This is a genomic window from Bacteroides sp. AF32-8BH (genome assembly GCF_003435205.1).
In the GTDB taxonomy this organism is placed as follows: Bacteria; Bacteroidota; Bacteroidia; order Bacteroidales; family Bacteroidaceae; genus Bacteroides; species Bacteroides ovatus.
Genome location: NZ_QVLZ01000038.1, coordinates 1 through 13,487 on the forward strand (window position 1 = coordinate 1; position 13,487 = coordinate 13,487).

The 13,487-nt window shown below is 33.3% G+C and carries 9 protein-coding genes and 1 pseudogene; 8 read left to right on the forward strand and 2 right to left on the reverse strand.

The annotated features are described in order from the left end of the window. Positions 1 to 320: 320 nt before the first annotated feature. From DWZ47_RS22500 to DWZ47_RS22525, 6 genes and pseudogenes are all read left to right on the forward strand, one after another. Positions 321 to 827, forward strand: a pseudogene (locus tag DWZ47_RS22500) (DUF1837 domain-containing protein); the annotation flags it as partial. Continuing rightward, the gene (locus DWZ47_RS22505) at positions 824 to 3,028 is read left to right on the forward strand and encodes a DEAD/DEAH box helicase (RefSeq protein WP_004296101.1); all 2,205 of its coding nucleotides are present in this window, start codon (positions 824 to 826) and stop codon (positions 3,026 to 3,028) included. The pseudogene DWZ47_RS22500 and the gene DWZ47_RS22505, both read left to right, overlap by 4 nt. Before the next feature lie 241 nt (positions 3,029 to 3,269). Continuing rightward, positions 3,270 to 4,559 (forward strand): hypothetical protein, encoded by a 1,290-nt coding sequence (locus DWZ47_RS22510; protein ID WP_004296102.1) that lies wholly within the window; start codon positions 3,270 to 3,272, stop codon positions 4,557 to 4,559. A gap of 126 nt (positions 4,560 to 4,685) precedes the next feature. Then, a complete protein-coding gene (locus DWZ47_RS22515) occupies positions 4,686 to 5,597 on the forward strand; it encodes a DUF5655 domain-containing protein (RefSeq protein ID WP_115484756.1) in 912 nt (303 codons plus the stop codon). A gap of 170 nt (positions 5,598 to 5,767) precedes the next feature. After that, on the forward strand, positions 5,768 to 6,352 hold the full coding sequence (locus DWZ47_RS22520; RefSeq protein ID WP_229065727.1) for a hypothetical protein: 585 nt from the start codon (positions 5,768 to 5,770) through the stop codon (positions 6,350 to 6,352). Then, positions 6,349 to 6,657, forward strand: a complete 309-nt coding sequence (locus DWZ47_RS22525; protein ID WP_004306205.1) for a nucleotidyl transferase AbiEii/AbiGii toxin family protein — start codon at positions 6,349 to 6,351, stop codon at positions 6,655 to 6,657. The genes DWZ47_RS22520 and DWZ47_RS22525 overlap by 4 nt, the downstream gene beginning before the upstream one ends. Positions 6,658 to 6,665: 8 nt before the next feature. On the opposite strand, the gene DWZ47_RS22530 is transcribed toward DWZ47_RS22525, so the two are convergent. Then, complete coding sequence (locus DWZ47_RS22530; protein ID WP_117514778.1) at positions 6,666 to 7,607, reverse strand: hypothetical protein; 942 nt, start codon at positions 7,605 to 7,607, stop codon at positions 6,666 to 6,668. 181 nt (positions 7,608 to 7,788) lie between these two features. Here DWZ47_RS22530 and DWZ47_RS22535 point away from each other — a divergent pair, with 181 nt between their 5' ends. Together DWZ47_RS22535 and DWZ47_RS22540 are read left to right on the forward strand one after the other, a co-directional pair. Next, positions 7,789 to 8,778 (forward strand): DNA-methyltransferase, encoded by a 990-nt coding sequence (locus DWZ47_RS22535; RefSeq protein WP_117514755.1) that lies wholly within the window; start codon positions 7,789 to 7,791, stop codon positions 8,776 to 8,778. Beyond that, on the forward strand, positions 8,759 to 11,542 hold the full coding sequence (locus DWZ47_RS22540) for an N-6 DNA methylase (protein ID WP_004326016.1): 2,784 nt from the start codon (positions 8,759 to 8,761) through the stop codon (positions 11,540 to 11,542). Before DWZ47_RS22535 ends, DWZ47_RS22540 begins: the two co-directional genes overlap by 20 nt. Positions 11,543 to 11,592: 50 nt before the next feature. On the opposite strand, the gene DWZ47_RS22545 is transcribed toward DWZ47_RS22540, so the two are convergent. Continuing rightward, positions 11,593 to 13,356 (reverse strand): helix-turn-helix domain-containing protein, encoded by a 1,764-nt coding sequence (locus tag DWZ47_RS22545; RefSeq protein WP_117514758.1) that lies wholly within the window; start codon positions 13,354 to 13,356, stop codon positions 11,593 to 11,595. Positions 13,357 to 13,487 lie beyond the last annotated feature (131 nt).

Sequence of the window (13,487 nt, forward strand, 5' to 3'; positions counted from 1 at the left end):
CAGAACTGTAAAATATAAAAGAGGTTGTGCCAACGTTTTGACACAACCTCGTTGCACACCGAGGAACACCTCGTTGGTTTTAAAGCAACGAGGAGCTCCTTAAAATCAAGAGATAAAACTATAGTAAATCTCTCAAAAAATTGAAATAGAGGAATAATCTAATCATTTTCAATGTAAAGAAATTGTATCGCTATGTGTTTGAGTGTTTTTATCTGTATAAAGAAATATACCGAGTGTCATATATGAAGAATTTTCAGATAGTAGCTATTTAACATAGTTTAAACGAGACTCTTTTATAATTCTGATTTTATTTTAAAGATTCACACAATGTACCTGCTCATGGTTTTGATGGTGTACAGGTAACTATCACTGGAGACAAGAAAAAATTATGGCTTGGTGAATCTAAATTATACAAAACAGGAGATGCTGGAGTCCGAGATTTGGCTGAAGATATAAAAAAGCATGTTAATGCAGATTATTTACGAAGAGAGTTTAGCTTAATATCTAAGAAACTCCCAGAAAGCATTCCAGAGATAGAATATTGGCGAAGTCTTATGGATGAGCATCAAAAACTAGATGTAATTTTTTCCAATATAGTAATTCCAATGGTGTGTACTTATAATAGTGATCTATTTAAAAATCATTGCGAAGAAAGTAATAAATATTTTGAGGATTTCATATCGGAATGTACAGCTCTTTGTAAGACCTTTGATAAATTGAAAGGGAATGTTTCAACAGAAGTCATATTAATGCTTCTACCTGTACAAAATAAAGATATGTTAAATACCGAATTAGATAAACGATTAAAATTAATGCAGCAAATATGACACCACAGAAAGTTCAAGATGCTATCATATATATAACAGAAACAAAAAACATTGATTATGAGCATAGTTTTTCGCTTTCGCAATTGTGTTCATCTTTATTACGTTCTAGAGAAAATAATAAATATGGTAGAGATATAATCATTAGAATACTAGATGCATGGAAGAAAGTAGATAAAAACACCTATTCCATTTGGAATGACTTAACTGCCGCTGCAGGTTTATATCCTTATGTTGATCCAAAGCAACTTTCTCAAAGCTCCCTTTTATGTTATGAATATCACAAATCCCCTCACTTAGATAATATTTATCTACATGAAGAGCAACAACATTTATCTATAGAATTACAGAGTAAACGTTCTTTGGTTGTAAGTGCACCAACAAGCTTTGGAAAGAGTTTACTTATTGAAGAAGTTATTGCCAGCAAACTATATGAACAGATAGTAATTATTCAACCAACTCTAGCTTTACTTGATGAAACCCGAAAGAAACTTTTGAAATATAAAAACTGGTACAAGATAATTGTTTCTACTAGTCAAGAGCCAACTAAAGAAAAAGGAAATATTTTTTTATTTACAGGAGAACGTGTGGTTGAATATAACCAATTTCCTGAAATAGAGTTTTTTGTCATAGATGAGTTCTATAAATTAAGTTTAGATAGAGATGATGATAGAGCTATAGCTTTGAATCAAGCATTTGCCAAACTATTGAAATTTACTAGTAAATTCTATCTATTAGGACCTATGATTAAAGATATACCTTTAAATTTCAAAAATAAATATGACTTAATTTGGTATCCTACTGAATTTGCAACAGTAGCAGTCAATGAGACTAATGTCAATATTCAAGGTAAAGCTAAAGAGAAAAAAGAATTAAAAAAGCTAGAACTCTTCAAATTACTTTCATCAACAAAAGAACAAACGATTATTTACTGTTCCTCTCCCAATAAGGCCACTAATCTAGCATTAGACTATGCTTCATATTTAAAAAATGAAAATAAATTAATGCTAGTTCCGTATGTTCAAAGAAATAAAGAAATAGGTGAATGGATTAAAGACAATATTAATTCCAAGTGGTCTTTAATAGATGCTTTGAATTGTGGTATAGGTTTTCATCATGGCGCTTTACCCCGTCATTTAGGCGGTTCAATTGTTGATTGTTTTAATGAAGGATCAATCAGGTGGCTATTTTGTACATCAACATTGATAGAGGGGGTAAACACATCTGCTAAAAATGTTATTTTATTTGATAAAGATAAAGGAGGACAACCTATAGACTTTTTTGATTATAAAAATATTGCAGGTCGATCTGGTCGTATGAGGAAACATTATATTGGTAATGTAATTAGATTTGAAAATCAGCCTGAACAAATGGAACTATTTGTTGATATACCTATTTTTAATCAAGAACAAGCCCCATTAGAAGTTTTAATTTCTATGGATGAAAAAGACATTGAAGAGAAAGCAAAAATAAGACTTGCGAAGTTTGACAATATGTCTCCCGAAATAAAAGAAGTAATTAGATCCAACAACGGTATTTCAATAGAAGGTCAATTAGCCATTATAAATAAAATTGAGTCTAACCTCCAATATTATAACTCCCAGCTAAATTGGACATCTACTCCCAAAACTTTCGACAATTTAAGTGTAGCTATCGAATTATGCTGGGATACGTTAAGTGGTGCAGGTGACAAAACATATATTGAGGGTATTGGACGTTTATCTGCTCGGTGGTTGGCTAGTTTCGCTTTTTCATATATTAACATGAAGTCTATAAATGCTGTTATTTCATATTATGTAAATGACAACTTTTGGTCTAGCAAAATTCCTAATAAACAAAAGCGGATTGATGTTGCTTCTTATGCCATTTTACATATTAGCCGACATTGGTTTGATTATAAACTACCCAAATGGTTAAATGTCATCTCCAACTTGCAGGAGTATGTATTTAAAAAATCAAATATGAAGTATGGTAATTATAGCTTTATTGCAAGTAATCTTGAAAATGGTTTTTTACATCCCAATATCGCAGCATTAATGGAATACGGTATTCCAATATCAGCAATTAGAAAATTAACAGAATATATAAACATAAATGAATCACCAGAAAATAATATACTAAAACTAAATAAGTTAGCAACAACGACATTGACAAATCTTGGTCTAATACAATATGAAATTGACAAATTGAGGAACTCTTATTAGTATTATAATCGGATAACCAAAAGAAAGGAGCACATCGTATCATTCAGGCAAAACATGATAATCGTAAATTTGAGTAAGTAACTGAATGGGGAGAATATATAATTTCTCTGACTGTTTATCTTTGTTACCAACATTAAATATTAATCAAAGTTTTATTTAATACTTCAAAAAGTAAATCCCTATATTAATACTCAATTTTATAATAAATAAACTACATTTGCTAATATCTAAGTGGCATATTATGAAAAAAAATGAATTATTAAATCTGTTATATGTAGAAAGACAAAGGCTATCAGAACAAAATAGTCATATTGGGTGGTCTATTTGGATATTAATTGGGTGTATTATAACATTATCATGGATGTTACTTGAACATTATGAAACTTCATCAATGAAATCAGACCAATTTTGCTGGTCGCAAATAGTTACTTTAATGGGAGATTTTATTACTGTTGCTTTCGCTTTATTACTTATAAAGAACTATTATAATGATAAAAAAAATAGTTTTCATTTTGATAGATTTGATAAGTCAAAACTTCCAATTTTTATCATTTTAGATACGGTTATAGCAATATTATTGTATATTTATCATAAAGTTTTCAGCAATGATAGTATCGGAATTATTCTTACGAATACAATTATATTTTATTGTGGGGTAAAGTGCTCTGAACTGTATCAAAGTTTAAAATGTAAGCAGCAAATACCATTATTATATAAACAACTTGTATATGCTTTCGCTTCTATTATAATTTTAATCGCTGCTGGATGCAAAATTGGTACACATTACAATTATTATATTATAAACACCAAATATGCGTTATTGGCTTCTGGAATAATTATTGTTCTATATATTCTATTATGGCATATATGGAATCCAATAAAAAAAAGTATTATTGCTATTGACAAGTTGATAAATGAAATGATAATAAATGAAGGTACTGATACAAAAGAGATTTACAATAATCTTATAGCAATAAAAATAGGATACAAATATAGTCAACTATACGAAAATAAGCTTCAAAAAATAGGCAGCTTACTTAAAAAACAAAATGGCTATATAACTTTAATCGAGAGAAATATAAAAAAATTGGAAATAGATCAAAATATAGAAACAGAAGAATTGAACAAAAACAGCAAGCTCTTCAATCTTATAAAAAAAAACAATGAAACAAGTTTTCACCTTATAGACAAAATCTTATCTAATATCCAGAAAGACTTAAACCATATACTAGTTAATGAAGAAAATGAAAAAGAAATCAATAAGTTACTTAGTATTATAAATAATAATCTTTCTATCTCTAAAAAGAAAAGAGAATTAATAGAGACGTTATTAAATAAATATGAAACACTACTAAACAAACAGGTTGATAAATATCAAAAAATGATTGACGAACAGAGTAAATGTCAATATTATTGTCGTTTCGCAAATAACAAATTTCTATGTTACACACATAGATGCTTATATTTTTTTACAAAGAAGTGGAATAGCATAAAAGTTTTCGTAGAACATTATAAATGGCGGCGGGGCTAGTGGGAAAAGAAAGTTTAATAAGAGTATTTCAAAAATAAAAAAATGGTGAAGGAGAATTCGGGGAAAGAAATAGTAATATCAAAAGAATCCTTACCTTTACGGCAATAAACGATTCAAAATAAAATTATGGCACTTTACAAATATAATACTTCAGGCGTCTTTTCTGAAATAAAGGAAAAGCCTTTTAAATTGGAAAGAGATATTCAACGCATGTTTGAAACCAATATGTCCGAAATCATGGGACTTGAAATGATAAAGTCCGAATTTACGATCAAAGACCGCCGTATTGATACGCTTGCCTTTGATCCTCAATCGAAGGCTTTTGTTATCATTGAATATAAGAGGGAAAGAAACTCCAGTGTCATAGATCAAGGGTTTACTTACCTAAGCCTAATGCTGCAAAATCAGGCTGATTTTATTCTGGAATATAATGAAACACAAGCAGGAAATTTGAAACGAAATGAGGTGGACTGGTCGCAGACAAAAGTCGTTTTTGTTTCACAAGGATTCACGCCTAACCAACGAGAGGCTGTCAATTTCAAAGATTTATCCATTGAGTTATGGGAAGTGAAGCGCTATGAGAATGATAGTGTATCCATCACTCCTATTCGCAAAAGTCACGCATCGGCAAGCATTAAAACAGTGATGCAAAATAGTCCGGAATTTAAAGAAGTGACAGAGAAGATTAAAGAATATTCCGAGGAAAATTTGTTAAAAGGAAAATCTGACGATGTTGTAGAATTATATGAGAGTTATAAGAATGCAATTCTTAATTTGAATACAGAAATTGAAGTTAAACCACAAAAGTGGTATATTTCATTCAAAAAGGCCAACAGCCATATTTGTGCACTTGAAATCCAGAAAAATGGAATAAAGCTTACTATAAATGTAGCTAAAGGACATTTAGAAGATAGTAAGCAATTAACAAGGGATATTTCAACTGTCGGACATTTTGGTAATGGAGATTATGAACTCAAAATCTCGGATACTAAATATTTAGAATATATCATGAGTCTTGTGAAGCAAGCGATTAAATAAATATGGCTAATTATTGTAACATAGTAAACCCCGATAATCCACTTCTGTAGATTGCTACAAAGAGCCGTTTTCTTCAAGAAAAGAGCAAAAATATATTTAAAAGAAAATATGTACAAATATACGGCACTTAGAAATAAATGCCGTATATTTGTACATATAAAAAGAATAGTATGGATGACAAATTGAAACATCTGATAGAACAGAATAAGGGATATATAACCCGCAAGCAGATCATCGGTAACCGTTATCTGTATTACCAGTTATTAGAATCGGTAAAATTGGGTGAGATTATCCGCCTGAAGCCGGGTGTGTACTGTATAGATGATGCAATGGCAGAAACTATGATTGACCTTGATAAAATAGTACCGGAAGGGGTATTGTGCCTCTACTCCTCATGGGCACACTATGGACTCACGACACAGATACCCCAAGGCTTTTATGTGGCCATACCAAGAAAAAAGAAAGTTATTTTACCTGACTATCCCCCTATCATCCTTAATTATTGGGACAATTCCATCTATACCATTGGAATTAAGCGTGAACGAATAGGCGGAATCGAGGTATCTATCTATGATATGGAAAAATCAGTCTGTGACGCCCTTCGTAACCGTAACAAAATCGGTATCGATGTCAGTTCCGAGATTTTGAGGAATTACCTGTCACGTAAAGAACGTAATATCACCCAATTAACGAGTTATGCCAAGTCCATGCGGATAGCTGGAATACTTAATAACTATCTGGAAATTCAACTATGACAAAAGAAAACAAAGACTACGGTAAATCCATAAAAGCGAAACTTCTGAATCTATCGAAAGCGGAAGGGCTTTCTTACCAGCCATTACTGATACACTACATGCAGGAACGCCTTTTATACCGACTTGCACAGAGTAAGTACAAGCACTGTTTTTACCTAAAAGGTGGCGCATTACTTTATGCCCATGAACAATTCAAGGCACGCCCGACATTGGATATAGATTTTCTGGGGAACAGTATTGCTAATGACAAAAAGATAATAGAAGAAGATTACTTAAATAATATAAGGGCCAACATTTATCAGTAAATATCTGTCTAACTGCGAGCAGCAATTACCTGAGATATTTTTTCAATAACCTTTTTGTATTCATTATCTGATTTATCGGCAGGTAATTCAAAGATAAAACTATCAGTTGCTCGCAAACTAAAGGCATTACCTTCTATTACCTCCAATTTCCATTGTTGCTCAATATATGTTTGAGTTGGGTAATAAAGAACAAAAAATAAAATACGACTATTGGATTTAGAAGCCAAATAATCTCTTAATAAGGCCAAGCGTTTATACTTGCGCCCGTCAGGACGTGGATAATAGTTTGTGAAACATTGCTCCGAGATAGGACTGGATAATGTGTGTTTCTTAAATTCAAGAATGCAAACCGCTTTATTATCTTCATTCAAAAGTAGAAGGTCTGCATCACCCGGATATAAACTATCTGTCTTAGACAAACTGCATTCTAACCTTGAGGTACCATAGATAAGTCCTTTGGAACCTATTGAAACAGGACCTCCGGAATGAGACTTTATCAGCTCTTTAAATTCTGACAAGCTATATTTTTGAGGAGAAAAGCTATAATGCCCTTCCTTGAAGAATAAAGAGACAATTAGCAACTCATTTCTGTCGTTGGACCAATCCAAATCATCATGAAACACAATAAATTGAATTTGCATATCATATTCTGTTGCGAACCGTCCTAGTCTGCATAGATAATCTTTACCAAATTCTTTTTCCATTTCAAAGTCCAACTTACCGATAAATTCATCATAAGTATAGTTAGGCAATAGTATTCTTTTAATCCAGACATAAGGAGAAATTCGATTAATCGCCCAATCAACGAAGAAATCGAAAGTCAAACCAAACGTATTAGACTTGGATAATATATCATTAGACAGCCAAGCCTCCGGTGAGCCACTCATTATATTTGTTTTAGCTAGACAAGCCCTATTGTCGCAACGTGCTAAAAATGTTTTCTGTAACATAAGCGTAGTTATCTTTATATTCAAAGTTTCAAAAATCAGACAAAGATAATCAAATCGAATATATACTCTTCGAAATATGAAATGAAAAAGATTCATTCATACCATTATTTCATATAATAAATTTGGGAGATAATCCTATTATTTCTACTTTTGACAGAAAATGACAATTTAAATATTTAATATGCAAACCATGGGTTCTACATCCAAAGATATAAAAGAGAAAGATAAACGATTGTTAGAAGGAGTCATACAAAAAAAGAAAAAACAGCAGAAAGGCATTAAACCTTTTGTAAACAAAGTCATTCAGGGCGACTGTCTGAACATATTGCCATCCATTCCTGATAAATCCATAGATATGATACTTTGTGATTTACCGTATGGTACCACACAAAATAAATGGGATTCCGTGATTGATTTGCAGGCTCTTTGGGCTGAATACGAACGTATTATTAAAGATAATGGGGCAATCGTTTTAACTGCACAAGGTATTTTTACAGCCAAATTGATTTTAAGCAGGGAGAAATTATTCAAATACAAGATTACCTGGATCAAATCAAAACCGACCAACTTTTTAAATGCCAAAAAACAACCGCTTCGTAAGCACGAAGATATTTGTATTTTCTATAAAAAACAGCCGGTGTACAATCCGCAAATGACTAAAGGGGAAGCGTATGATAAGGGGGTCAGAAAAGATCAATATACAGGAAGTTATGGGGAGTTCAAGCCACAGCATGTAAAAAGCGATGGCGAACGTTATCCCAATGATGTGGTATTCTTTGAGGAGGATCATGACGACTTTGTATATGTGAAAACGGCCGAATCGGAAGGCGAAGTTTATCATCCGACACAAAAGCCTGTTGAATTGGGTAGATATCTAATCAGAACATTCTCTAACCCGGGGGATATCATTCTGGATAATGCTTGCGGAAGCGGCAGTTTCCTGCTGTCGGCCATTCTGGAAAACAGAAAATTTATCGGAATAGAAAAGAATGAAGATGTATTATTGCACAGGATACAGCCTACTGACTATATCAAGATTTGTATGGATAGGATTTCAGAAACACTAAAAAGAGAAGAAGTGACTCCATCGACTCGCAAACTTTTCAAAAAACCAATCACAAAATATCACACCTTAAACTATTTAGAAACGGATGCCACAAATCAACTATAATGAAAGAAGTTGGGCCATTGATGTCATTAGCGAAATCAATCTTTACCTGGCTAACAAAAGTTGGCATGTAAAAAGTGCCGGAGGAGAGAATACAATCAGAAATGAAAAATCGAGTTTATTTCCGGATGTGCTTATCTTCAAAGACTCTGCTAAAAAGATAATTTTGCAGGGATGGGAACTCAAAATGCCTGATACCCCTATAACCGACACGGAATTAATAAATAACGCCAAGATAAAATCAGAGATACTGCACAATAATAGTTTTATTCTTTGGAATGTGACAAGCGCAGTTTTGTATGTTAAGAAAGGGAATACATATTCTATCTTGAAATCATGGAATAGTATCGACCTTCATTCGCGTTCAGAGGTGAAAGAAAATGAGAATCTTTGGAAAGATCTTCTACATACCATTCTGGAAGATTTAAATGATTATTTCGAGCATGGAGAAATAACTGAAAGTGGATCTTCCGAGATATTGGCAATTGATAAAATAATCGATATCGTTCTCGAAAATATAGATTCGACAGCAGAAAACATAAAAGAGAATATAAAAAGTAGTGCAGTACTCGATGCGCAAATAGATAATTGGTGGCTCTCTTCTGCAGCAGAATATGGATTTAGCTCGCAAGCCCCAAAAGACGCTAAGCATAAACTGCCCACTCTATCAAAGGTTATATTGACCGACTGGTTTTTCAAGATTATTTTTGGCAACATTATCAAACGGCATTTCAATGAGGCAAAGATTATTGAAACAATTACTTTCGATACAACTGTCAGTGAAGCCCTACAAATAATAGCCAACATCTCGGAGCACTGTAATTTTTGGAATATTTTTGGGAATAATATCGCTAATGAATTAGTATCTGATAATGCATGGAAGCAGCTAGTTCAATTAAATGTATTTCTTTCAAACCTTAATATTGAAGGGGTTGATATTCAAATCTTGCAAAACTTACTGCAATCGTCCATCGCCTATGCCAAAAGAAAAGTGGCCGGACAATTTGCGACTCCTCCTCAACTAGCCGATTTATTAACAAGGCTAACGATAGATAAAAAAGATGGAATTACCCTCGACCCTTGTTGTGGAACGGGAACTATTATTAAGCAGGCTTATTCTCTTAAAGAAGAATATGAAATTGGTCAAGAGCAAATTATTGAGAGTATCTGGGCTTCGGACAAACATTCATTTCCTATCCAGCTATCAACACTGACCTTATCCAATCCCGGCAATATTGGAAAAGTTCTGCATATCTTCAGGTCGGATGTAATTGAGTTGCACGCAGGACAAACTATTGTATTTAAAGATCCCAATAATGGAAATCAAGTAGAAAAGCAACTGCCTAAGGTAGATTATATCATATCTAATCTTCCTTTTATAAGAGAGAAAGAGATCAAAAAGCTCAATCCGAATATAAAGGAAATCAATAAATTAATCAAGGAACAGACTAAAGCGAAAAAGACACTAAGTAAAAAGAGTGATATATTTGCATATATTCCTTTCTACTTGTACGACATTATCTCAGACAATGGAAAAATTGGATTAATACTTTCTAATGCATGGCTTGGAACAGACTATGGAGAAATATTCTTAGAGTTAATTCAAAAATATTTCAATATTGACTGTGTTGTTATTTCCGGGAAAGGACGATGGTTCAATAATGCAAAGGTTGTCACCACATTATTAATAGCAACCAAGAGGGAGATTTCTGATCCGGTAAATTTAGACAGGAGAATTTCTTTCTGTACATTAAAAGAGAAACTTGAGAACATAGCAGATATTAAGAAATTAAGTAGTGAAATCATTCTTAATAAAGAGTCTGATTGGGTCAATATTCAATCTTATTCAATAAATGAAATCAAACAATTGGAAAATATCGGAATCCCATGGTCCGGATATTTTGCTAATTTGAATTGGTTGCCTACGATAGCCGAGAAGCTTATTGACTCTAAAAAGTTTTTCGATTTTATACGTGGAGAAAGAAGAGGTTGTAATCGTATGTTTTATCCTGCAAAAGGACACGGAATAGAAGATGAATATATTGAGCCTGTTCTAAAAAACTTAAAGAAAGCATCTTCATTCATTGCAACTAGTCAGACGCAGGCTTTCTGTTGTTCAAAAAGTATCGAAGAACTCGAAACTTTAAATCATACCGGGACTCTGAATTGGATAAGATCTTTTGAAAACCAAATGGATAAAACAAATAAGAAGCTATTACCTATAGCTTTACGTAAACCAAATATGTTTTGGTATGAAATGAGCACAAAAAACATGGCAGATTTTGTCGTTAATATTAATTTCGACAAAAGTTTATTTATAGCCATGCTTGATAAACGTTCTTTCTTCGATCAACGGATGATTGGCTTTTCAATAAAGGAACAGTACAAAGATGAAAACAAGATTTTCCTACTTGCATTACTGAATAATATTTTGAGTATGTTTTTCATTGAGAGTTTCGGATTTGGCAGGGGACTGGGAGCACTTGACCTTAGAGAAACTAAATTCAAGAAGGATTTCAAGATACTCAATCCGGAGTTACTGTCTGATGCGCAAAAGAAAGAAATCATAAAAGCATTTCAACCTATTTTCAATAGAGACAGATTACCTCTTGAAAAGGAATTACAACAAAAGGATAGAATCGACTTTGAGCTGATGTTATTAAAGATCTATGGATTGGACAAGTACTATGATACAATAAAGCAGACTTTATTACATCTGTATAAAACAAGATTTGCAGTCAAAGAGAAAAAACGTAAAAAGGCATAAAGAAACGAGGGTGCACTTCACTTTTGGACACCCTCGTTTTCTATACTCTTTTATCCAACAATGCTCTTTATATAATCGGACGGACATACATGATAAAAGTCTTTGAACTTCTTTCCAAAATATTTAGCATCGCAATAGCCCAGTATACTTGCAATATCCGAAATACGATACTGCTGGGAAGCCAGCAATTTAAGTGCTTTGTCCATTTTGAATGAATTGATATACTCTTCAGGAGGGTTTCCCGTAATCTCTTTTATCTTATTATAAAAAGCAGTACGGCTCATTCCTATATCAAGACTTAATTTATCTATTGTATATTTATCAGTAGAGAGATTTTTTTCCAGGATTTTATTGACTTTATCCATAAAATTCCGGTCGGCATTTTCTGTTTCTATTTCGGCTTTTGAGGGTATCATCGGAGAAATGGCATCTGACAGAAACAGCCTGATCCGTTCGCGCAAGACCATGCGGTTTTCGACAAGCATACGTATGTCTGCCCTAAGTTTACAAATACTTTCCGTACGTAATTCCAGACGGTCTGCCCCACTCTCTAAATGAGATAAATAGCTTTCGCTGTCAAAGGTTCTTAATAGAAGAATGATTGGTATGTAGCCCATCATTTTATTTTCTTTAATTTGAGTACTAAGTGTATCTCCGCTTATTCCATTCACATTGTCGTCAATAATGATCGCATCAGGATTTTGACTGATAGCTGTATTGATTAGCAGCTCCGGATTATCAAGGACTGAAATCTGAAAATAGCGTGATAAAGTTTTCTTCAAATAATCACTGAATAACTTATCTGCCATCACTAATAGGATATGAGAAGTTTCTCTCGCTTTAGTGTTTTGTTTATCGCTCTTAGGACTCTCGCAGGAATCATCTATTTGGGTCTTCGTTTTTGCAGAAGAATGTTTCAATACCGGGCATGACTGATTCTGGCAATGGCAGTCTGTCGGAATAACGATTTGGAAAGTAGCAGCTTTACCATGTCTGCATCCGGTTATTTTTCCGCCATGCAGACGGATGATTTTTCTTACCGTCCATAAATCACTATATCCATACACGGGAAATATAATAGGAATAAAGGGAAACATTTTCCCTGCTCTTTTCCCTGCTATTTCGTTATTGCTAATCTGCAACTGCCAGGAATTCATTGTGTGGGTTACGTTGATCGATATGCAACAGCCTGACTCGGAAATCAAAATCATCTTGTTGATAAGATGTTGAAGTGCTGCAGTCATTATGTTTTCGTTTATCCTGCAACTGACACAATCCGAACATTCACCAACAGTCAGCCGTATCTGGCGGGAATTGGCATGAGCCCGGCATTGATTGACAATGGAAGTAACATAAGTGGAAAGTTCCAAATTTACCGTTGACGTTTTAGGAGGAATTCTCTTATTTACTTTATTTAGAGTTGCAATATTCCGGTTACAATATATGATACATTCGGCATATCCCAATGCTTCTTCCACTTGTTGGGAAAGGGGTTCAGGAAGATTGCCTGTTTTAAGTTCTTCCAATTGATTCCGCAACAATATTAACGGTGTATGTGCAGTATGGAGCATATTCATAGCAATCTTAAATTTTTCATGTGATAACAACTGCACATTGTATTCTATTATAAGGTAGGCAAACAAAATCACAAATAGCCCAATGCCGAAACTTTCCACAGGGACCGCATATCCGAGCAACGACAAATCGGGTAAAATGATGCCAATAGTTTGTTTACTGTTTACTAAATTGGCTCCAACATCTAAAGAAAACAAAGCTCGGAAGCTTACTAAGAAATTCAGGTAACAATCATTCATACTAATATCGGATTTGATTAATATTTTACACCTTTAGTAAAACACGCCTAAGAATCTTTTAACGTGCTTAAAACCCGATGCAAGTATAAACTTTTCAATGTATACACAGGAGGTGGTTTCCGACAAAAACA